The organism is Shewanella sp. Choline-02u-19 (assembly GCF_002836205.1).
GTDB lineage: Bacteria > Pseudomonadota > Gammaproteobacteria > Enterobacterales > Shewanellaceae > Shewanella.
The window spans coordinates 223,701-245,417 of sequence record NZ_PJBE01000010.1 but is presented as its reverse complement, the minus strand read 5'-3'; the positions used below and the strand labels follow the sequence as shown (position 1 = coordinate 245,417).

Sequence of the window (21,717 nt, the reverse complement as noted above, 5' to 3'; positions counted from 1 at the left end):
TAATTCAACACTATGCTGAACTTTAGGCCTCTGCTGTTTATATTGGGGATTTTTCTATCAACGCTAACCGCGTTTATGTTAATCCCCGGTGCGTTTGCACTTTATTACGGTGAAGAAACCGTCGGTGCATTTATGATCTCATCTCTGGTTGCAGGTACTGCGGCCAGCTTTTGCATGCGCCAAGGTCAATCCCAAACACTGCACCTCAACATCAGAGATATGTTTCTACTCACCAGCCTGACCTGGTTTATTGTCAGCTTATTTGCCGCGCTACCTTTTACCCTATATCACGGCATAAATTACACCGATGCCTTTTTTGAAACCATGTCAGGGATCACCACAACTGGCTCAACAGTGCTTTCGGGGCTCGATAGCATGGATCATAGCATCCTGATTTGGCGTTCCTTATTGCAATGGCTTGGTGGTATCGGCTTTATCGTCATGGCCGTCGCGGTACTGCCATTTCTCAACGTCGGCGGTATGCGGCTATTTAGAACAGAATCCTCCGATTGGGGCGACAAAGCGACTCCTCGCACCCAACATATGGCAATGAGCCTGTTTATTGTTTACACCCTACTCACTTTTCTGTGTTTTCTGGCTTATCACAACAGCGGTATGAGTTGGTTTGAGGCCATCAACCACGCCATGACAACCCTTTCAACTGGCGGCTATTCCACATCTGACAATTCAATGGCGGCGTTCTCTAATCAAGCACACTGGGTCGGCATTACCTTTATGCTTGCTGGTGGTCTACCTTTGCTAATGTTTGTCTATATGGTGCAGCAGAAGTCGCTAAAAGTATGGAATGATGCGCAGGTAAAAGGCTTTTTAAAGTTTATATTTTTAGTATCTTCATTACTGGCGCTTTGGTTATGGAGCAGCCGAGAAATCGATCCTATTGATGCCCTTCGTCTAGCCAGTTTTAACGTTGTCTCCGTAGTGACCACCACAGGATATGGCTTAACGGATTACTCCGCTTGGGGCGCCGTGGCCAATATTGTATTTCTGTTCTTAATGTTTGTTGGCAGTTGTTCGGGCTCGACATCCGGTGGGATTAAGATTTTCCGTTTCCAAATTGCTGGCGTTATTATGCGTGAGCAGCTCAAACAACAATTCCATCCGAATGGGGTGTTTAAAGAGCGCTATAACAACCGCATAATCAGAGATGATATTGTGCGCTCGCTGGTCACCTTTATGCTGCTCTTTACCATGGTCATTGTGGGTTTATCTATCGTATTAGTGCTAACGGGATTAGATCCAGTCACCAGTTTTACCGGTGCGATTACTGCCGTCACAAACGTTGGGCCAGGACTTGGAGCGACAATTGGCCCCGCAGGTAATTTCTCTACGCTGCCCGATACCGCCAAATGGGCACTGTCAATCGGGATGCTACTCGGGCGGTTGGAGATCTTAACCGTTGCAGTGCTGTTTCACCCCAGCTTTTGGAAGTACTAAAACTCTGAGTCTATTAAACTCAGAGACTAAAAAGCCGCATCAAATGCGGCTTTCATTTCACTCAAGCGATTAAACTCAAACTCGATTATTTGGCTAACTTAATGAGATGGTCGGCGTAAACATTAACGTCTTCCCAATCGGTGTAATCAATGACCGATGTTGGATCGGTTGGACCGTTAGTCATCTTCATAATAAATTGGATCATCCAACGATCATACCAGCGCCATGATGGGTAATCGACTTTACCCGCAATCACTTTAACGTCTAGTGGCTTCCAAGGTGAAAGCTCAATAAATTTTTGTAGGTACTTATTGTTTTCTGGAATACGTTTTTCAGGATTACGCGCAACCACGTTAACACTGAAGAAACTGGCTGATTTTGCCGTGAACTGCGCCTGATGCTCAGTGACAAATTCAAACACCGACTTATGATATGAGCCATAAAGCACACACGCGCCAAGGGCAACAACGTCATACTTTGACCAGTCCAGCCCTTCAGCCTTAGCTTCATTAATGTGCATCATATCGCACTGATGCCCTTCACTAACGATACGGTCGGCAATCGCGCGGCTAATCCTAGCGGTATGACCGCCACGAGAGTAGTACAGGACCAATACTGATTTATTCATTATTCAAACTCGGAAGATTCCATATTGAATTCATTGTTACAGTAAATTAGCGATTTAACAGGATAATAGATCACAAATTAGGTATAGCTCATATTATCAGCATCAAAAATTGAGATCCCTGTGTTGCAGAGGTATATTGTTTTATAATCACAACTCAATTAGAATTAACTAATTAAAGGCGATAAAAGAGAGTAACCGTATGCAAAAAGAAATTGATGTAAGTGCAATGGTGACTAATGCCGAAAGCGCTGCAAAATGGCTAAAAGCAATTGCCAACCCATACCGGTTAATGATTTTGTGCTTACTGCTAGACAAAGAGTTAAGCGTAACCGAGTTAAATGCAACGGTGCCACTGAGCCAGTCAGCATTATCACAGCACTTAGCTGTATTACGCTCTGAAGACTTGGTCGCTACACGCAAGAGTTCTCAAGTGGTTTTTTACACCTTAAAGAACAAAGAAGTGACCGAAGTTATCTCAATTTTGTATCGTAAATATTGTGCTTAAGCTTATTTTAGACATAAAAAAGCCTGCGAGTGAGCAGGCATTTTTATGTCTTATAGAATTGAAACCACTGTAAAAATTAGCGCTCAGCAAAAGCACGGGCAAACTCGTCTACTTTATTCCAATCAGTAAATTCGAACGTACCACTGGTATCCGTCGGCCCTTTTGTCATCCACATAATAAAACGGATCATGGTTTTATCGAAGAGTCGATATTTAGGGTAGTCAATTTTACCAGCAAACACGGCTAGTTGCTGCGGTTGCCACAATGAAAGCGCTAAAAACTTTTTCACGTAAGGATTAGTTTCAGGGGTATTTTTTTCAGGTTTTCTCGCCACCACATTAACCGTAAAAAAGGCATTTTTCTTCGCATCTAATACCGCATGGTGGCGATTTATAAATTGGTACAACTCTGGTCGATGTTTGCCATACCGAATACTCGCGGCAACTAATATTTTGTCAAATTGAGCCAAACCTAAGCTTTCCGCTTCATCTAATGATGCCAGCGTTACCGTCGCGCCAAGTTCTTGATTTATTTTCCTAACCTGCTCACAAATTGCTTTGGTTTGACCATCAACGGTCGAATAGATAACTAGTGTATTACTCATTAACGTCCTGCTATTTTCTGATTCAAATTATGGCAAAGGGCCACGACTGATTAATATAAAACTCAATGATTAAAGCTAGCTTAGTCGCGAACGTCGTGCTGTACTTCTTTTAGTTTTTCCAAAATGTCGGTGTAAACAAGATCAATAACGTAAAGACCTCTAAGCGACCAAATAACATGGCAAACAGCAGTACCCATTTTGCGCCATCACCAATGCTGGCATAGTTACTGGCAACCTCACCTAAGCCTGGACCCAAGTTATTTAAGCATGCCGCTGTCGCACTAAATGCGGTAATGGCATCCATTTCCATCGCCATTAAAATGAGCATGCACACCACAAAGACTAAGGCGTAGGCAGAGAAAAAACCCCACACTGCATCGATGACCCGATCGGGTAATGCTTTACCACCAATTCGAATGGAAAACATGCCACGTGGATGTACTAATCGCTTAAGCTCACGAGACCCCTGCAGCAGCAATAAAATCATTCTCATCACCTTAATACCGCCTGCCGTTGATCCGCCACTGCCACCAATGAAACTCGAAAAAATCAACAGAATCGGTAAAAATAGCGGCCAAGTATGAAAACTTTCAGTCCCAAAACCTGCCGTAGTAGACACTGATACCGCTTGAAAAAGTGCGTAATCAAGTGTTTCCTCAGCTGAGTCATAAATGCCAGAATGATACAGAGTCAAGAAACAGACTGTTGTTAATGCCAACTGAATGGCAATCAACGCTTTAAATTCAGCATCTTTGAAATAGACTTTGAGGTTGATCCCTCGACGTGAAAAAGCAGCAAAATGCAGGCTAAAATTTAGGGCGGCGATTAACAGAAAAACGACACAGACCATATTTATCGCGGGACTATCAAAATAGCCTATGCTGGCGTCATGGGTTGAGAAACCGCCTATCGCAATGGTTGAAAACGAGTGACATATTGCATCAAATACATCCATACCTGCAGCCCAATAGGCCACTGCACATGCTACCGTTAATGCAAAATAAATATACCAAAGCGCCTTGGCTGTTTCAGCAATTCTCGGTGTCATCTTACTGTCTTTAACAGGCCCTGGTGTTTCGGCACGATATAACTGCATCCCCCCCACACCCAGTACAGGCAAAATGGCTACGGCGAGTACAATAATCCCCATTCCACCAAGCCACTGCAGTAAGTGTCGATAGAAAAGGATGGCTTTGGGGAGGGCGTCTAACCCGACGATAACGGTAGCCCCCGTTGTGGTTAACGCTGAGAAGGATTCGAAAAAACTATCGGTAAGGCTAAGGGAGGGTTGACCTGAGAAAATAAACGGCACCGCACCAATAGAGCCCAGTACCACCCAGAAGAGCACCACTAACAGAAACCCCTCTCGGGTACGCAGATCTTTACGATGATGGCGGTTAGGATACCAAAATGTAAACCCGAGTATGAGACACAAAACAAATGCCTGAATAAACGCCATGCCGCCACCATCTTTATAGATAACAGCAACAAGGGCTGGCGGAAGTAAAGACAAGGAAAACAATCCCATTAATAGGCCTGTTATTCTTATTATTGTTCTATATTGCATTCGATTCCATTACTAGCGCATTTTTGCTCAAACGCATTTTCGCATACTTAGTGGTTTTGTTCACAACCGATTCACTTCCAGTAACAGTCATCCTATTCAGTTGACTTAAATACCGCAATCAACTGCCCTTGACTCATGGTTGCCAATTCTTGGTTCAAGTCCTTTTTAAAGCACTTGGGGATCGCAAATTGAATACTGATGGTGTCACTAAAGACTTTATCTTCAATAACGACATCAAGCTGTGAAAAAAGATGTTCAACATCTTTCAACTGATGGTATCCACACACCAGCTGACCTGGGTAACGGATCTGTTTTAGCTGAGTATCTAGTAAAGGTAGCCCTTTTTTAAGCCCCAAGCTATACGCGCGCACAAGTCCACCGACACCGAGTTTAGTACCGCCAAAATAACGGATAACAACAGCACCGATCTCACCAATATTGGCACCTTGTAGCGAAGCCAGCATAGGACGCCCCGCACTCCCTGACGGCTCACCGTCATCGCTAGAACCAATATTGATGCTGTCAGACGGTGCTCCTGCCACAAACGCATAACAATAATGGTTTGCCCCTGGATACTTAATTTTTAATTGAGAGAGTTCACGTTTAAACTCTACAGCTGAACCGCAATGAAATACGCAGGAGATAAATCGGCTATGTTTTATCTCTTCTTCAATCAATAATTCGGCAGCAGGGATAAGATAACTCTCACTCAAAATAAACGACTCATTGAAGTTCTTAGGATTAATATTGGACTAGGACAACGCATAACGTTACCGATTAAGCCCAAAGTTTCGTGTCATATTTTCAGTACGGTCGCTATGTACGATCACGTTATCTTCAATACGTATCCCGCCAAAAGGACGCAATATATCAACCGTGTCCCAGTTTATCTGTTGCTGACGCTTATCTTGCTTCAACTCATTCAACAAAGAGTCGATAATATAAACACCGGGCTCAATCGTTAACACTTGGTTTTCAGCTAAAGTGCGGGTACAACGCAAAAATGGGTGCGCATCAGGCGAAGCAATATGGGTGCCTTTCTCATCCGCAAGGAATCCCCCCATATCATGAACCTGTAAACCAAGCATATGCCCTAGCCCATGAGGGAAAAAGACACTGGTGATCCCTTGCTCAACCAAACCATTTATATCACCTGAAACGATATCAAAATCAATCAGTATTTGCGCGAGTTTATAATGCGTCGCAACGTGTAAATCGGCGTAATTAACCCCGGGTTTCATCATGGTAATGATCTGCTGCTGCATGGTGTCTATCGCGGTGATCAGATCATCGAAAATATTTTTTTCAAATGCGTAAGTTCGAGTGATATCTGACGCATAACCATGAAAATTAGCCCCTGCATCAATCAAAAATGAGTGCCTATGTGCCGGTGTTGTTTGTTCAAGTGCGGTGTAATGCAATATCGCCGCATTTTCATTTAATGCCACAATACTACCGTATGGCACTTGGTTTTCACCTTGCGCGATAGCGCTGAGGTAGACTTGCAGGATTTCAAATTCGCTGCCGCCATTGTAAAAAGCCGTCTTTGCAGCTTGATGCCCGGTGACTGCGATGTCGTTAGCCTTTCTCATACAAGCTAACTCATAGGCCGTTTTATTGGCTCTATGGTAGTTAAGATAACTTAAGACTGAATCTGGATTGCGTCTTGTAAACCCAAGTACATCAGCAACATCTAAATGCTCACCAATATAGGCCCAATCATTGATATCTTTTGGCAACAACTCTGCGACTTTATCGGCTTTGGTAAGGTATTTAATATCGACATGCTCAGCCCAAAAGTCCGTTGGTTTATCTGCAACCTTATGCCAGAAATCAACAGGACGATAAAAAATGAGAGTAGGCTTATCTCGACCATTAACCACTAACCAAGAGTTGGGATTATCCGTCACCGGTAACCAAGCTTTAAAATGAGGATTAACCTTAAACGGATAGTCCATGTCATCTAAAAACTGTCGATGTAGTTGGCCAGAGTGGATCACTAGACCTGACAAGTTTTCACGTGAAGTGATATCAGCCACGCGGCGACTTAACTCGCTAATATGGTCACGATAAAGATGCGCTAACTGTTCCATGAGGGTTACCTTATTGTTATATAGTCTGGTATCGACGTTGGCTCAGTCTATCACAAGGTCGGTAAAACTCTAGATTTGTCGCAGTAGGACTGCCCCTAAAAAAGCATGTTTACAGAGATGTATAAAGGCATAGGTAAAGGGATAATATTCATCCGGCATTAAAAGGCGTAGTGAAGGCTAAACTTAGCAAACTCCTCACTTTTAATGCATATAAGCGTCAAACATCCAGATTTACAGGCAGCACGCCCATCATTTGACTTTAATCCGCAAATCACTCAATCGATATTGGCAGTTCAGCGTATTGACTGGCATATTCCAAATCATAGCGGTATAGCACTCTTACCTGAGCTGCGTTTTCAATGAAGTCTATTGCCTATAAACAGGTCATTCTGCGCTTGGATTTAGCACTATCGCCCTGAGCATTAAATACATATTCAGCAATCCCCTCTAAATCTTATTTTTTGGCTTAACTATCAGCGGATGCCTCCACCAAAAACCACGTAAAGTTGTTGCGCTGATAACAAAAAAGTCGCGCTTTAATCACAGCAGCTCTAACCAGAGTGATTTACAAATGAGAAAGCGTACACCCTGGTTTATTTAATATAAAAATTTAGCACTTCAAACATTTAATACCTATTTTAACACTATAGTTTTAGGTTAAAACAAGAGGCACACACAAAACAATCACATTAAACCACTGATATAAAACCATTAATGGTAACGCACAAGCAAAAACAAAACGGTCGTTTAAATTGGGTGTTGTAATTTAATGTGATTAGTCGCACACTGAGCAACAACTGGTCAAATGATGGCCGAAGCTGCTGTGAAGAAGAGAGTTATATTTACTCACAAAAGTAAGAGTGGATATTTAACTTAAGCTATAAGGAAGCAAGCAATGATCTACCAAAGCCCTACAATTGAGGTTGAGTTACTTGAGGACAATATCGCTCATTTGTGTTTTAACGCACAAGGTTCGGTCAATAAGTTCGATAGAGAAACCATCGACTCTTTAAATGCTGCACTCGACAGCATTAAGCAAAATAACAATATCAAAGGTTTAATGCTAACGTCAGCAAAATCTGCATTTATTGTTGGTGCTGACATTACTGAATTCTTGGGGCTTTTTGCTGAAGAAGATTCAGTACTACTGTCTTGGTTGGAAGAAGCTAATGTTGTTTTCAACAAATTGGAAGATCTGCCTTTCCCGACGATTTCAGCCATTAATGGATTTGCACTCGGCGCTGGATGTGAAACCATTCTAGCCACCGATTTCCGAGTTGCAGACACCACCGCTCGCATTGGTCTACCAGAAACTAAGCTAGGCATCATTCCAGGTTTTGGCGGCACTGTTCGCTTACCTCGCGTAGTCGGCGCAGACAATGCCCTTGAGTGGATCACGTCAGGCAAAGATCAGCGACCAGACGCCGCATTAAAAATTGGTGCTATCGATGCGCTTGTCGCACCAGAAAAGCTGCAAAGTGCAGCACTTAGAATGTTGAAAGATGCCATAGCAGAAAAGCTCGATTGGCAGACGCGCCGAGCTAGAAAGCTAGCGCCACTAACACTGCCAAAACTTGAAGCGATGATGTCATTTGCAACCGCTAAAGGCATGGTCTTTAAAGTTGCAGGAAAACACTACCCGGCACCAATGGCTGTCGTCAGTGTTATCGAGCAAGCGGCACAATGCGATCGCGCTGCGGCACTAAAAATTGAACATCAAGCCTTTGTGAAACTGGCTAAAACCGAAGTAGCTCAAGCACTGATTGGTATTTTCCTAAACGACCAGTTGGTTAAAGGTAAAGCCAAGAAAGCAGGCAAACTTGCTAAGAAAGTTAATTCAGCCGCAGTATTAGGGGCTGGGATCATGGGCGGGGGTATTGCTTACCAGAGTGCAAGTAAAGGCACCCCAATTGTGATGAAAGATATTGCGCAACCTGCGCTAGATTTAGGCCTTAACGAAGCATCTAAACTGCTAACCGCACAAGTTAAACGTGGTCGTTCTACCCCTGCTAAAATGGCAGTGGTACTCAATAACATCACCCCAACGCTGGATTACGCTCCCGTTAAAGCGGTTGATATTATTGTTGAAGCCGTTGTTGAGCATCCAAAAGTTAAATCGATGGTGCTAGCAGAAGTTGAGCAGCATGTTAGTGAAGATACGATCATCACTTCAAATACTTCGACTATCTCAATCAACCTACTTGCTAAGAGCCTTAAAAAGCCTGAGCGCTTTTGTGGGATGCACTTCTTTAACCCAGTGCACAAAATGCCTTTAGTAGAAATTATTCGCGGCGAAAACAGCTCTGAAGAAACGATTGCTTCCGTTGTTGCTTACGCCAGCAAGATGGGTAAAACCCCTATCGTTGTTAACGACTGCCCTGGTTTCTTCGTTAACCGTGTATTGTTTCCATATTTTGCAGGCTTCAGTGGCCTACTCGCTGATGGCGCTGACTTTGCGGCTATCGATAAAGTGATGGAGAAGCAGTTTGGCTGGCCTATGGGTCCTGCATACTTACTTGATGTTGTAGGCCTTGATACGGGTCACCATGCTCAAGCCGTTATGGCGGAAGGTTTCCCAGAGCGTATGGGTAAAACAGGTAAAGATGCCATTGACGTTATGTTTGAAGCCCAGCGTTTTGGTCAGAAGAACAACAAAGGCTTCTACCAATATTCAGTTGACCGTCGCGGTAAGCCAAAGAAAGATTTAGACCCAACGAGCTATGCGTTACTGCAAGCTGAGTTTGGTGAGAAGAAAGCATTTGAGTCAGATGAGATCATCGCTCGTACAATGATCCCAATGATTATCGAGACAGTACGCTGTCTTGAAGAAGGTATTATCGCTTCGCCTGCTGAAGCGGATATGGGCTTAGTTTATGGCCTTGGTTTCCCACCATTTAGAGGCGGTGTATTCCGTTACCTAGATACTATGGGTGTCGCTAACTTTGTCGCTCTCGCTGACAAATATGCTCACCTAGGTGGCCTATATCAAGTAACCGACACTATGCGTGAACTCGCCGCCAACAATGGCAGCTACTACCAGCAGGCTTAAGCAGCAAGGATTAGAACAATGAAAAATGCCGTAATCGTAGATTGCATTCGTACTCCAATGGGCCGCTCAAAGGCTGGTGTATTTAGAAATGTACGTGCAGAAACTCTTTCTGCTGAACTCATGAAGTCACTGCTTGAGCGTAACCCTCAGCTTGACCCGAACACCATTGAAGATGTGCTATGGGGTTGTGTACAACAAACTCTTGAGCAAGGCTTCAACATCGCACGTAACGCTGCGCTACTTGCAGGTATTCCTAAGCAAGTCGGTGCTGTTACTATTAACCGCCTGTGTGGTTCATCAATGGATGCACTTCACCAAGCTGCCCGTGCAATTATGACAGGCCAAGGCGATACGTTTATCGTCGGTGGTGTTGAGCACATGGGCCACGTACCAATGAGCCATGGAGTGGACTTCCACCCAGGTCTTGCTAATAACGTCGCTAAAGCGTCGGGTATGATGGGCCTTACCGCTGAGATGCTCGGTAAAATGCATGGCATTACCCGTGAACAGCAAGATGCATTTGCAGTACGCTCACATCAACGTGCACAAGCTGCAACGGTTGAAGGTCGCTTCGCCAATGAAATCGTTGCCATTGAAGGCCACGACGCAGACGGCGCACTGATTAAAGTTGAGCATGATGAAGTGATCCGCCCTGAAACATCAATGGAATCACTCTCTGGACTACGCCCCGCTTTTGATCCTGTCAACGGCACAGTTACCGCAGGTACTTCATCTGCATTGTCTGATGGCGCATCTGCCATGTTGGTGATGGAAGAAGAAAAAGCCAAAGCACTCGGTTTGCCTATTCGAGCGCGTATTCGTTCGATGGCGATTGCCGGTTGTGATGCCGCTATTATGGGTTACGGCCCAGTACCTGCAACTAAGAAAGCTCTGGCTCGCGCTGGGTTGACGGTTGACGACTTAGACGTTATTGAGCTCAACGAAGCCTTTGCTGCACAGTCGCTCCCTTGCGTTAAAGAGCTAGGTTTGATGGATGTTGTCGACGAGAAGATTAACCTTAACGGCGGCGCAATTGCATTGGGTCACCCGCTAGGTTGTTCAGGCACGCGTATCTCGACGACCCTTATCAATCTAATGGAAGCAAAAGATGCAAAATATGGTCTTGCAACTATGTGTATTGGTTTAGGCCAAGGTATCGCAACCATATTTGAACGTCCGTAAGCTTTCTTCGCGGATCAAAAAAGCCAGCATTCGCTGGCTTTTTTATTGTTTCAATTATCAGCCTTAATTCAGGTTAGATCTTATTTTGATAAAGCTCAATTCGGCTACTGACCTTCTTAAGATAATGCTTAGTCTCATCATAAGGTAGATTATGTAACAAGTGCTGATAAACCTCATCTGGCGCCATCTTATTAATCACTTTAGCAGCCCTTCTGATATTTCTAGCACCATCAGCATTAAAAGCTTTCGCCACATTACCCGCGCCAGTGTTGTACGCTGCGATCATGCAATACAGTCGACTCTCGTCATTTTCAATAGACTTAAGATAACGTTTATCCAAAATATTAAGATAAGCAGCGCCTGTTTCAACATTGATGCCGGGAACATAGAGATCCCCCGAAGACATAGGTTCGCTAATTTTCCTAACGATCTGATTTACATCATAACCTGCTGTTGTAGGGACAATCTGCATTAGCCCATAAGCGGGTATCGGTGATGTGGCTTTAGGGTCGAAACTCGATTCTGAGTGAATAACCGCCATGATCAGCGCTGAAGAAATATGCCATTTTTCACCCTCCGTTTGAGCAAAATCAACCACAGCACTGGCTCGTGAGCTAAGGCCATTCTTAGGCAATTTAACCTTGTACTCAACGATCTTCTTTTCAGTCAATGTCGCCGTCTTTTGCGCTCTTTGCTTATCGTAATCATCTGCCACTGCGACGAGCCTCTCCTTGGCCACAATAATTAGCTTTTTCTTTTTCTGAATAGAAACTTGCTCAATCATATCAATAGATAAATTGTCAGCTTTAGTCAGCTGCGCCTTATCAGACTCTTTATCTATCTCTCTTAATTGCGCTTTTGTTTGTTCAATAATGACCTGTTTAGCTTCTTTTTCATTCTCTGCTGAGAATGCCACCGGCGTGATATTAACCGCGGCTATCGCTTTTGGCTCCACTGACATAATCACTTTCGACGCATTAGACGTTGGCACAGCGACAAGCAGCTCAATCTGCTTTTGTAACTCCGCTTTAGCATCTTCATCAGAGGTATTACTATCAACAAGTATCGAGATCGATACCTCATTTTTGTCATAATCAATGATTGATTTTACGGTTTGATCCGCTGAATACTCAACATTTTTGTGGCGTTCGGATACATCACCAACACCCCATTTCTTGATGATTTCGGCTCGATATTCATCAAACTCTTTTAAGTACTCGACTCGCCAATTTTCATATTCGGCCATATACGCAAAAACAAAATCTTGATATTCCTTATCCTTTTGCTCTTGAGTAAAATTCGATTTATCGATTTCAGCATCTATCTCTGCAAAGCGATCAGCCGCAAAAACTGACGGCACGCTCAACATTAAGCAGGCCATCAAACCTGTTAAACGAGTTTTCATTGTTGAATCCTTTCGTCACTACCTGAAAAGTAAAATACTTAACCTTAAGCAAGAAGGAAGCGAATCGCTTCCTTCTTTCCCTGCTAAATACTAAAGTTTTTGTAACGTTGAAAGCACTGCATCTAACTCTTCAGCCGCTTTCTTATTATTAAACTTGTTCCATAATTCAGGATCTTTCTTACTTGCTGCAGTCACAACTTTTGCGATGTTTTCATCATAAGTTGCTTTATCCATACCCACTAACGTATAAAGTCCGCCACCTGGGCTGCGCTGAGTAACAATCACTCGGCTATTAGACAAGGTTCGGCTAGTGACGTTTTTAGTGACAGATTCAAAGTACTCATTTACCTCTTCAGACACGCTTTCAGTCGTAGACACTATGTTTGCTGTCGTCGCTTGCTTAAACAGTGTATTTACATTGGACTCGAACTGCTGAGCAAGTCTTGCACGTGCATCGTTAGTGGCAACATCACGCATTATGCTTAAACCCGCTACGCTCTTCTTAGCATAACCGACAGCTCCCATCTCTATGCCTTCAGGCATTACATCGCACACCCAACGAGGTGCACTTACCGTTGGTGCATCAGGATAAAAACAGTCTATTTGTTGAACATTTTGAACTGTATCGTTACTTGAACAACCACCCAACAATCCGAGTACAGCAGTTGTAATTAATAATTTTTTCATTCTATTCCCTTAAAAACTAAATGTTTTTGACATTGATTCTGATGTTTTATGGCACAAGCTAGAAAGAAAACCCATTTCATTACAGTCATCTTCAAACTTTACTTTCACGGTATCGCCACGCTTTACTTTACCCGCCATGTCCTTATCGATCATAACCCATGCATAATCTGGTTTAATGCCATGTTCGGCATTATTAATAACCTCACCTTCACCGTATCCGCTGGTCTCAATTTCAATTTCACCAGCATAGTTAGTCACTTTCTCATGGGTAATAAAATCAACTTCCCACTCAGGTTCTACACCGCTGCGACTTCCCATATCGATACGCACCATAGTGCCAGCATCACATTGACGCATTTCAACAACACTGGCACGTGGCGCCAATAAGTTCTTAAGATCATCGTTACGTGTCACCGCATATTTAGCCGCTTCGGCAATCATGCTATTAATTTGCTCTTGAGAGATAGGACAACGTGAGTTATTGGTATCAAAAGAGTAGGTGCTGTCGCCTGCAAATTGAATTTGGTCCAGCGTTATCATGTCAGGTAATGATACAGCGCGTGTACTAGCTTCGATTTTAGCCTCAAAGTTACACGCCGCTGCAACCATCACGCGCTTATCTTTTATCGGATCGTAAGACTCATGAGCAGCACTAAATTCTCGAGAAAAATTTGCGACACCAATATCCGTAAAAATAGCAAAATCAGCAATAGGCACGCCTTCTGAGCTGTATCGACCGCTAGCTTCTGCAATCTGTAACTCTGACTTCAATTTTGTAGCTAAGCTTCGATCAACAATTGTTGACCCCGTCATATCGACTTGTTTGCTTAGTGACTGATGAAAAGAGGCTGTAATACTCTTAGCGGTGCGGGTGTCAACTTTAAGATCAGGTTCAAAAATGATGACCTTAGTGTTTGCAGTTCCCTTAACCACATGACTGCTGACAGGTAGCTCTACTCGTGTTGAAGCAGAACAAACATTAGGACCCGTTGACTTACACCCTGTAATAGCAGTTAACACGGCAACGGCAACAAAAGCTTTTTTTAACATATCAATATCCATATTTATTTATAAAAATCTTACTAAAGCCCTAAAGCTTTCCAAAAGTTCTGCTCTTTTAATTTGGCAGAGAAATGGCGTGAGGCACCTTCATTGGCGCGCTCAAAACTGGTCACTGAATTGGCGTTGGCGATGATTTCGTTACTCGCAACAACTAAATTATGACTATCTTTAAGTACAAGATTCACTTGCACTGTAGAGATGTACATATCGGAGATATGACTCTTACGCCAATCAGTATCAAGAATAAGCTGGTGGCTAAAATGACTTTTAGCACTGTCAACGACCTGAATTTTATACTTAGTTAAATAAGCCGTTATCGACTTTTTCATCCACCGATCTTGTGGATTTGCAGCTATCACGACCTTAATGCCGGAGTGCACTTCAGCCACTTTAGCTTTCAATTTAGGAATGAGATTGTTAGGTGTTTTTTCTGTTGATGACAGAGCCGATAGCATTGATAACCTGCTGGCCATGTTGCTCTCAAGGTCACTCACATCGACATTTCTTAACCACCAAACTAATGGGTCAGTTTGCGCTAAGGTGTCCAATTCAAATTGAGCTAGTCCGTTGTAGTTTTTAACGTCCGCCATTAGCTGAGCTTTAACATTATCCTTAGCCACTTTAGCTTCAACGTAAAACGTATCACCCGCTTGCTGAGCTTTAGAAAAGGTCACGCCGTTTAGGATAACGGCCGATGTTTTGGTGTTAACACTAAAATCATTAAGTTGCTGATAATGCTCTTTACCATTGATATCATTGGCTATATTGCGACTCTGCCCACTCGATTTAACTTCAGTCCACAATTGTTGATTCAGCGCACTCATTGCCTTCTGCTTGGCTTTATCAAGAGATGTGCCTTGACCAACAGCAACTAACTCCGCAGCATTTGTCACGATAGGCTCTAAGTACCAATCAGGCGTCTTACTTGTCGACTGACAAGCAACAACCAGTGTTAGCCCCAGGAAAATAGCGCTAAGTTTTAGATTCATGTTTCGTCCTTGATATTAATCTATTTTTAAAAGTGTTTTATATTCAAAATGCGTTAATAGCCCTTCAATCATCACTTTAGGGGCGAGCTCCGTAACGGCAAAATAATTAGGCTTTAAATTTCTGCTGGCCTCTAAAGCACTGCTGACATCTTCAATGCCACGGTCCAAATCTGCATTCAATTTTTTTACAGCTGAACTGTCGTCATGGCTAAAGTTGCCATAATTCACCGAGCCAATGATTAAGTTATAAAACATCACTTTCTTGCCTAAATCATGTGATTCAGCGTAATACTCAATGTTATTTGCGTCAGAAAAGTAGCTATCTGTTTGAGTAAAATAGCTGTCTAACGGACTCGATAGTAACGCCTGCTCAGTGTAGGGAACGGAGACTTGGAAATCTGCTTTTAAACCAACAACAGCATAGCCAGATAAACGTTGATCTTTGATGGCCAGTGTTAGTTGGTATTTTTTATTACCGTAATAAAAATAAACGATACCGGTATCAGACTTAGATTTTTTGGATACGTGAGGATTGCCGAAAACACTGGTTATGTAAGCCTGAGTTTGGCCAACGTGTAGAGTCGATATTTGCTTATATTCAATATCGTTAGTCCAGTTGGCGACAAATGATTCATAAACTGCACTAAGTGCATCTTTAGTGTCATTCCACTGGCCCAGAGACAACATAATAGCAACAACTGTCAGGGCGACACTTTGTAGCTTGCTCCAGAAACTAACCTTGATTGGTTGTTCACAACTGTCCATGTAGGTGTAATCTTCCTTGAAATAACAATGATGGCTGAACACACTAGCCAATTACAATAAACATACGATATCACAACAACTTAGAGTAAGTTAAGTAAAAGGCATGTAAAAGTTATAACTTATAATAAAACAGGTGATAGCTCCCAAAATTGAGTTTTATTCATCCTTCGATCGGGTATATTGACCTTTTTTCGATATAAAAAACCATACTCTCGATCTGTTTTACTCGATACTATATAAGTAATTGTTAAATTAAAGTAGCGTTAATCACTAAAGGGGTTCAGCGTAGATGCAGCTGTATTTACTCGCAGAAAAGCCACAAGCAATACACCAGATAGCGACATGGTATAGCAATGAGTGGGGGTATATTGGTGAAGGTCGTAGCGTTGGTGAGCTTGAACTAAAACTTAAAGAGTATCTTAATCACGATAAGCTACCGCTTATCATGGTGGCATTTGATAAAGGTACATTCTTCGGGGCGGCGCAACTGCGTTGTCATGAAATGGACATCTATCCACAGCGTGAACATTGGCTTGGCGGCGTTTACGTTGCACCATCATCTCGCGGTATAGGTGTAGGTAAAGCGCTCGTTGAAGCCATTATAGAGAAAGCTAAAGCGTTAGGCGTAACAAGTATTAACCTACAAACAGAAGATATCTCTGGTGGCCTTTATCGCAGCTTAGGTTGGCAAACAGTAGAACAAGTGACTTATCACGGTATTGATGTATTAGTTATGGAAAAATCACTTTAAAGTTAACTACAGTCCACACTAGGTTATAAAATGACGCCAGCCATAGACTTGCTCGTTAAGCACAATATTACACATCAAGTTCATGAGTATAAACATGACCCTGCATGCCAAGCATATGGGTTAGAAGCAGCTGAAAAAATCGGAGTCGAAATAGGTTTGGTCTTTAAAACCTTAGTGGTAAAGCTAGACGGCAAGCAACTTGCAGTGGCGATTATCCCAGTCGCGGATAAGCTCAGCTTAAAAGCTATCGCCAAGGCATGCAAAGCTAAAAAAGCTGTTATGGCTGAGGCTATCGAAGTTCAGCGTAGCTCTGGCTATGTATTAGGCGGCGTTAGCCCTTTAGCCCAAAAACGGCAGCTACTCACCATCATTGATAATAGCTGTGCACAATTGGTTCAAATGTACGTTAGTGGCGGACGTCGCGGGTTAGATATCGAGATAGCACCGACCGACTTACAGCAATTACTCAATGCCGATATCACCTCAATAACGGCCTAAAATAGGATTTTAATCCTTAAAGATGTTCCACGTGGAACCTAGCGTTTTCAGCAAATAAATCCAAGTTCACAAAATCTGGCGACAAGCTTGGATATACCCATCCGCTGGAGTAATATTAGCCTCTTCTGTTTAATCGTTCTGCTGAGGTAATATGAGCGACCAATTTAATACTGCACAACACCAACTCGATGCTTTAGGGCTAAGATGCCCTGAACCCGTGATGATGGTGCGTAAGTCAGTTAGACGCATGAACAATGGTGAAACTTTATTGATCATTGCTGATGATCCAGCGACGACTCGTGACATCCCTAGCTTTTGTGAATTCATGGACCACACTCTTATTGCTAGTCAAACAGAAGCAACCCCTTATCAATATTTGATAAAGAAAGGCTTATAGCCTTAATTACCTGAAACGGACATAAGGACTTTTCCGATGGCAAAGCTAATTGGTATTGCATATAAAACAGAAAAACGTGGCGAGATGATAACGGTAGAACATGCAGCCGTGACTCAAGCCAAGGGTGTTGAAAATGACATCTTTGGCCGCCCAGGTAAGCGTCAAGTGACCGTAATGTCTATCGAGCAGTGGCAACTGGCCTGTAATGAGGTTGATAAACGTCTTCCTTGGTTTACCCGCAGAGCCAATATTCTAGTCGAAGGCATTGCGTTTTCTGCAGAAGATAAAGGCAAGCAACTTGTCATCGGTGAACTCACCCTAGAGATAACAGGTGAAACAGATCCGTGTAAAAAAATGGAAATCGCCTATCCCGGTTTAGAAAAAGCACTGCAGCCAGATTGGCGCGGCGGAGTTACTTGCCGTGTAATAACTAACGCCTGTATTGCTATTAACGACACGGTTTCACTCAAATTAGCATAACAACTCATATTGTAGATAACCGCTTTAAGTAAAAACAAAGCGGTTGCCGTCCCCTTGAACACCCCACCAGATCATTCAACTCAACCTCTTCTACACAATAAAATCCTACTGGCCCATATTCTAATTTACTGCGCTGCACCGTTCAGCAGATCTTAACTAATTGAAACAGTATTTCTGTTTTACTGTTAACGAATTTATGCGATAACAGTTATCGCAGTAGACTCTACTTGTTACCAATACTGCCAACTCCTGAACAATTACAACAAAAAATAGGACAAGCATGTTAAAAAATAAGCTTACCCCTCTATATGCAGCAATTGCACTTAGCTTCAGTACCCCTATTGTCGCCGAAGAAGACAAAAAAACATGGCAAGTGAATGCACCGGCAAATGCACCACTTCAGCAAGTTAAGATTGAGGTTAATGAAGGCACTTGGATGAATGTCAGTGTCAGCCCTGACGGTCAACACATCGTGTTTGATCTGCTCGGAGATATCTACCAGATACCTGTCGACGGTGGCGACGCAATACCATTAGCCAAGGGTATTGCTTGGCAGATGCAACCAGTCTATAGCCCAGATGGAAAGTATATTGCGTTTACCTCTGATGAAGATGGCGGCGACAATATTTGGGTTATGGAAGCCGACGGTAGTAACCCTCGCGCTGTCACCGAAGAAACATTCCGTCTGCTTAACAGCCCTGCATGGAGTCCTGACGGACAATACCTAGTTGCACGTAAACATTATACTGGTAGCCGCAGTTTAGGCGCTGGCGAAGTCTGGATGTACCACGTTGCGGGTGGTGAAGGCGTAAAATTAACTGAAAGACCGAATGAACAAAAAGACTTGGGCGAACCTGCATACTCGCCTGATGGCCGTTACATCTACTTTAGCCAAGACGCTACTCCAGGGAAGACCTTTCACTATTCTAAAGATTCAGTGAAAGGCATCTACAAAATCAAACGTTACGATACCCAAACGGGCGATATCGAAGTTATTATCCAAGGCACTGGCGGCGCAATCCGTCCAACTCCAAGTCCTGATGGTGAAAAGCTGGCTTATATCAAACGCGATGGCTTCCAGTCATCTCTGTATCTACTCGACTTGAAGTCAGGGAAAACAGAAAAACTTTATGGCGAGCTAGATCGTGATATGCAAGAAACCTGGGCTATTCATGGTGTATATCCTACGATGAGTTGGACCGCCGACAACGAAGAGATTGTATTCTGGGCTAACGGTAAAATTAATAAACTCGAAGTCGAGTCTAAGACAGTTAAGCAGATCCCTTTCAGTGTAAAGTCAGAGCGCACAGTACAGCCTGCCGTTCGCTTTAAACAAGATCTTGATAAAGATGTCTTCGATGTGAAGATGTTGAGAATGGCGCAAGTCTCACCAGACGGTAAAAAGGTCGCTTTTGAAGCACTGGGTAAGATTTGGGTTAAAAGCCTACCAGATGGAAAAATGGAACGCTTAACCAAGCTAGACAGTGAACTTCGCGAACTATTCCCACAATGGTCTCGGGATGGCAAGCGTATTGTATTCACCACTTGGGATGACCAAGAACAAGGAACGGTGAGTCTAGCAACAGTGCGCAATAAGCGCGTAAAAGTGCTGACTAAAGAGCCAGGTAAGTATGTAGAACCTACCTTTTCACCCGATGGCGAAACCGTCGTTTATCGCAAAGCTAAAGGTGGCTATATCACCCCAAAAACTTGGTCGCAGGAAACAGGCCTTTACCAAGTTGATGTAGATGGCGATAAAAATACTAAGATCACAGCTTCGGGTTACCAACCTCAATTCGGCGCAGATAACCAACGCGTCTACTTTATGGAAAGTGACGAAACACCGCAGTTAGCATCAATTGGCTTAAACGGATTTGAAAAGCGAGTCCATTACACCAGTAAGCATGCAACTGAATTTAGAGTTTCACCAGACGGCAAGCAACTCGCTTTTGCCGAGCGCTTTAGGGTTTATGTTACCCCTTTTGCTAAGCATGGCGAAACGGTTGAAATTGGACCCAAGGCGAGTAATTTACCCGTCACTCAACTCAGTGTTCGCGCAGGCGAAAGCATTAGCTGGAACAACACTAACGACCAGATTTATTGGACGCTTGGCCCTGAACTTTACCAAGTTAAAGTCGATATTCAATATAAAGAAACTGCGACTGATGATACCAATAAGGTCGAGCCAAAGATTACCGATCTAGGCTTTACTAAAAAAGCTGATGTTCCACGTGGAACAATTGCTTTTGTTGGCGGCAACATTATCACTATGGAGAATGATGAAGTCATCGAAAATGGCACTGTTATCGTCAAAGATAACCATATTGTCAGTGTCGGTCCTGCATCTATAATCGATATTCCAAGTGATGCCAAGGTCATCGACATTAAAGGCAAGACACTAATGCCTGGTTTGTTTGACGCCCATGCACACGGAGCTCAAGGTGAAAGTGAAATTATCCCACAGCAGAACTGGGAACTTTACTCGAACTTATCTCTTGGTGTGACCGCGATTCATGATCCATCAAACGATACTACCGAAATTTTTGCCGCATCGGAGCAGCAAAAAGCAGGTAACATCGCTGGCCCACGTATTTTCTCAACCGGAACCATCTTGTATGGTGCTAATGCGCCTGGTTATACATCGCATATTGACTCACTAGATGATGCGAAATTCCACTTAGAACGCCTAAAGAAAGTCGGCGCCTTTAGCGTGAAGAGTTATAACCAACCGCGTCGTAACCAACGTCAACAAGTTATCGCCGCAGCCCGCGAACTTGAGATGATGGTCGTTCCTGAAGGTGGTAGTTTGCTGCAACATAACCTCACCATGATTGCAGATGGTCACACAGGTATTGAGCACTCTTTACCAGCGGCTAATATCTATAGCGATATAAAACAGTTCTGGAGTCAAACCGATGTGGGTTATACACCGACACTCGTTGTGGCTTATGGTGGCATCTCAGGTGAAAACTACTGGTACGACAAAACAGATGTTTGGGCTCACCCACGTCTTTCAATGTATGTCCCATCAGACATTTTGAATGCGCGTTCAATGCGTCGCCCTACTGCACCCGATGAACATTACAATCATTTCAATGTTGCACGTGTAGCCAATGAACTGAACGAAATCGGTGTTAAGTCAAACATTGGTGCTCATGGTCAGCGAGAAGGTTTAGCAGCCCATTGGGAAATGTGGATGTTCGCTCAAGGTGGAATGAGTAATCTTGAAGTGCTAAAAACAGCAACCATTAATCCGGCTAAGCACTTTGCAATGGATCATCAAATTGGTTCAATCAAGCAAGGTAAGTTGGCCGACTTGATTGTTATCGACGGCAATCCGCTTGAAGATATCCGTGTAACAGATCGCGTCACTTATACCATGGTTAACGGTAAGCTCTACAATGCGGAAACGATGGACCAGTTAAATGGCGGTTCAAAAAATAATGGGAAAGAGAGAAAACCATTCTTTTTTGAAAAATAAATTCTATTTTAAATTTTACAATCTGGCTAACTTAGCTCTGGATTTTTAGTTTCATGAAAATTTATTTTTGACACAAAAATGAATATTTTAAGCCAGTAACCAAAAAGGATGTTCCACGT

Annotated in this window: 19 protein-coding genes; 9 read left to right on the top strand and 10 right to left on the bottom strand. The window is 43.2% G+C overall.

The window, feature by feature from the left end; all coding sequences use genetic code 11:
- Nucleotides 1-12 precede the first annotated feature (12 nt).
- The gene (locus tag CXF83_RS01290) at nt 13-1,455 is read left to right on the top strand and encodes a TrkH family potassium uptake protein (protein WP_101089024.1); all 1,443 of its coding nucleotides are present in this window, start codon (nt 13-15) and stop codon (nt 1,453-1,455) included.
- Nucleotides 1,456-1,540: 85 nt separating this feature from the next.
- Here CXF83_RS01290 and hemG (CXF83_RS01285) read toward each other — a convergent pair whose 3' ends face one another.
- A complete protein-coding gene (gene hemG / locus CXF83_RS01285) occupies nt 1,541-2,083 on the bottom strand; it encodes a menaquinone-dependent protoporphyrinogen IX dehydrogenase (protein WP_101089023.1) in 543 nt (180 codons plus the stop codon).
- Between the two features lie 199 nt (nt 2,084-2,282).
- Here hemG (CXF83_RS01285) and CXF83_RS01280 point away from each other — a divergent pair, with 199 nt between their 5' ends.
- Complete coding sequence (locus tag CXF83_RS01280) at nt 2,283-2,588, top strand: ArsR/SmtB family transcription factor (RefSeq protein ID WP_101089022.1); 306 nt, start codon at nt 2,283-2,285, stop codon at nt 2,586-2,588.
- 76 nt (nt 2,589-2,664) lie between these two features.
- Here the strand turns inward: CXF83_RS01280 and hemG (CXF83_RS01275) are convergent, their stop codons facing one another.
- From hemG (CXF83_RS01275) to pepQ, 4 genes are all read right to left on the bottom strand, one after another.
- Nucleotides 2,665-3,192 carry a menaquinone-dependent protoporphyrinogen IX dehydrogenase gene (hemG, locus tag CXF83_RS01275; protein ID WP_101089021.1) on the bottom strand — a complete coding sequence of 176 codons (528 nt, stop codon included), beginning with the start codon at nt 3,190-3,192 and terminating at the stop codon, nt 2,665-2,667.
- 109 nt (nt 3,193-3,301) lie between these two features.
- On the bottom strand, nt 3,302-4,759 hold the full coding sequence (locus tag CXF83_RS01270) for a TrkH family potassium uptake protein (protein ID WP_101089020.1): 1,458 nt from the start codon (nt 4,757-4,759) through the stop codon (nt 3,302-3,304).
- A gap of 92 nt (nt 4,760-4,851) precedes the next feature.
- Nucleotides 4,852-5,472 carry a YigZ family protein gene (locus tag CXF83_RS01265; RefSeq protein WP_101089019.1) on the bottom strand — a complete coding sequence of 207 codons (621 nt, stop codon included), beginning with the start codon at nt 5,470-5,472 and terminating at the stop codon, nt 4,852-4,854.
- A gap of 57 nt (nt 5,473-5,529) precedes the next feature.
- Nucleotides 5,530-6,852, bottom strand: a complete 1,323-nt coding sequence (gene pepQ, locus CXF83_RS01260) for a Xaa-Pro dipeptidase (RefSeq protein ID WP_101089018.1) — start codon at nt 6,850-6,852, stop codon at nt 5,530-5,532.
- An 895-nt stretch (nt 6,853-7,747) separates the two neighbouring features.
- Here pepQ and fadB point away from each other — a divergent pair.
- Nucleotides 7,748-9,901, top strand: coding sequence for a fatty acid oxidation complex subunit alpha FadB (gene fadB / locus CXF83_RS01255; RefSeq protein ID WP_101089017.1), 2,154 nt, complete (start codon nt 7,748-7,750; stop codon nt 9,899-9,901).
- A gap of 18 nt (nt 9,902-9,919) precedes the next feature.
- Nucleotides 9,920-11,083, top strand: a complete 1,164-nt coding sequence (fadA, locus tag CXF83_RS01250) for an acetyl-CoA C-acyltransferase FadA (protein ID WP_101089016.1) — start codon at nt 9,920-9,922, stop codon at nt 11,081-11,083.
- Nucleotides 11,084-11,156: 73 nt separating this feature from the next.
- On the opposite strand, the gene CXF83_RS01245 is transcribed toward fadA, so the two are convergent.
- From CXF83_RS01245 to CXF83_RS01225, 5 genes are all read right to left on the bottom strand, one after another.
- Nucleotides 11,157-12,488, bottom strand: a complete 1,332-nt coding sequence (locus tag CXF83_RS01245) for a transglycosylase SLT domain-containing protein (RefSeq protein ID WP_101089015.1) — start codon at nt 12,486-12,488, stop codon at nt 11,157-11,159.
- Between the two features lie 90 nt (nt 12,489-12,578).
- A complete protein-coding gene (locus CXF83_RS01240; RefSeq protein ID WP_101089014.1) occupies nt 12,579-13,175 on the bottom strand; it encodes an LPP20 family lipoprotein in 597 nt (198 codons plus the stop codon).
- Between the two features lie 9 nt (nt 13,176-13,184).
- Complete coding sequence (locus CXF83_RS01235) at nt 13,185-14,225, bottom strand: hypothetical protein (protein WP_101089013.1); 1,041 nt, start codon at nt 14,223-14,225, stop codon at nt 13,185-13,187.
- Between the two features lie 32 nt (nt 14,226-14,257).
- Entirely contained in the window at nt 14,258-15,226 is a 969-nt protein-coding gene (locus CXF83_RS01230) for an LPP20 family lipoprotein (RefSeq protein ID WP_101089012.1), read from the bottom strand.
- 15 nt (nt 15,227-15,241) lie between these two features.
- Nucleotides 15,242-15,991, bottom strand: a complete 750-nt coding sequence (locus CXF83_RS01225; protein ID WP_101089011.1) for an ETEC_3214 domain-containing protein — start codon at nt 15,989-15,991, stop codon at nt 15,242-15,244.
- Between the two features lie 289 nt (nt 15,992-16,280).
- On the opposite strand from CXF83_RS01225, the gene CXF83_RS01220 reads away from it, so the two are divergent.
- The 5 genes from CXF83_RS01220 to CXF83_RS01200 all read left to right on the top strand — a co-directional run bounded on the left by CXF83_RS01220 (nt 16,281) and on the right by CXF83_RS01200 (nt 21,598).
- Nucleotides 16,281-16,742, top strand: coding sequence for a GNAT family N-acetyltransferase (locus tag CXF83_RS01220; RefSeq protein WP_101089010.1), 462 nt, complete (start codon nt 16,281-16,283; stop codon nt 16,740-16,742).
- Between the two features lie 30 nt (nt 16,743-16,772).
- Nucleotides 16,773-17,240 (top strand): Cys-tRNA(Pro) deacylase, encoded by a 468-nt coding sequence (gene ybaK / locus CXF83_RS01215; RefSeq protein ID WP_101089009.1) that lies wholly within the window; start codon nt 16,773-16,775, stop codon nt 17,238-17,240.
- A gap of 151 nt (nt 17,241-17,391) precedes the next feature.
- Nucleotides 17,392-17,637 carry a sulfurtransferase TusA gene (tusA, locus tag CXF83_RS01210; protein ID WP_101089008.1) on the top strand — a complete coding sequence of 82 codons (246 nt, stop codon included), beginning with the start codon at nt 17,392-17,394 and terminating at the stop codon, nt 17,635-17,637.
- 36 nt (nt 17,638-17,673) lie between these two features.
- The gene (locus tag CXF83_RS01205) at nt 17,674-18,117 is read left to right on the top strand and encodes an MOSC domain-containing protein (protein ID WP_101089007.1); all 444 of its coding nucleotides are present in this window, start codon (nt 17,674-17,676) and stop codon (nt 18,115-18,117) included.
- Nucleotides 18,118-18,397: 280 nt separating this feature from the next.
- Nucleotides 18,398-21,598: an amidohydrolase family protein gene (locus CXF83_RS01200; protein WP_101089006.1), complete on the top strand. Its 3,201-nt coding sequence runs from the start codon at nt 18,398-18,400 to the stop codon at nt 21,596-21,598.
- Nucleotides 21,599-21,717 lie beyond the last annotated feature (119 nt).

Bases quoted from the DNA above. Each gene is read 5' to 3' on its own strand.
- CXF83_RS01220 (WP_101089010.1), top strand. From the start codon at position 16,281: ATGCAGCTGTATTTACTCGCAGAAAAGCCACAAGCAATACACCAGATA.
- tusA (WP_101089008.1), top strand. From the start codon at position 17,392: ATGAGCGACCAATTTAATACTGCACAACACCAACTCGATGCTTTAGGG.
- CXF83_RS01235 (WP_101089013.1), bottom strand. From the start codon at position 14,225: ATGTTAAAAAAAGCTTTTGTTGCCGTTGCCGTGTTAACTGCTATTACA.
- CXF83_RS01245 (WP_101089015.1), bottom strand. From the start codon at position 12,488: ATGAAAACTCGTTTAACAGGTTTGATGGCCTGCTTAATGTTGAGCGTG.
- hemG (WP_101089023.1), bottom strand. From the start codon at position 2,083: ATGAATAAATCAGTATTGGTCCTGTACTACTCTCGTGGCGGTCATACC.
- CXF83_RS01230 (WP_101089012.1), bottom strand. From the start codon at position 15,226: ATGAATCTAAAACTTAGCGCTATTTTCCTGGGGCTAACACTGGTTGTT.
- CXF83_RS01270 (WP_101089020.1), bottom strand. From the start codon at position 4,759: ATGCAATATAGAACAATAATAAGAATAACAGGCCTATTAATGGGATTG.
- pepQ (WP_101089018.1), bottom strand. From the start codon at position 6,852: ATGGAACAGTTAGCGCATCTTTATCGTGACCATATTAGCGAGTTAAGT.
- CXF83_RS01200 (WP_101089006.1), top strand. From the start codon at position 18,398: ATGTTAAAAAATAAGCTTACCCCTCTATATGCAGCAATTGCACTTAGC.
- hemG (WP_101089021.1), bottom strand. From the start codon at position 3,192: ATGAGTAATACACTAGTTATCTATTCGACCGTTGATGGTCAAACCAAA.
- fadB (WP_101089017.1), top strand. From the start codon at position 7,748: ATGATCTACCAAAGCCCTACAATTGAGGTTGAGTTACTTGAGGACAAT.
- ybaK (WP_101089009.1), top strand. From the start codon at position 16,773: ATGACGCCAGCCATAGACTTGCTCGTTAAGCACAATATTACACATCAA.
- fadA (WP_101089016.1), top strand. From the start codon at position 9,920: ATGAAAAATGCCGTAATCGTAGATTGCATTCGTACTCCAATGGGCCGC.
- CXF83_RS01290 (WP_101089024.1), top strand. From the start codon at position 13: ATGCTGAACTTTAGGCCTCTGCTGTTTATATTGGGGATTTTTCTATCA.
- CXF83_RS01240 (WP_101089014.1), bottom strand. From the start codon at position 13,175: ATGAAAAAATTATTAATTACAACTGCTGTACTCGGATTGTTGGGTGGT.
- CXF83_RS01225 (WP_101089011.1), bottom strand. From the start codon at position 15,991: ATGGACAGTTGTGAACAACCAATCAAGGTTAGTTTCTGGAGCAAGCTA.
- CXF83_RS01205 (WP_101089007.1), top strand. From the start codon at position 17,674: ATGGCAAAGCTAATTGGTATTGCATATAAAACAGAAAAACGTGGCGAG.
- CXF83_RS01280 (WP_101089022.1), top strand. From the start codon at position 2,283: ATGCAAAAAGAAATTGATGTAAGTGCAATGGTGACTAATGCCGAAAGC.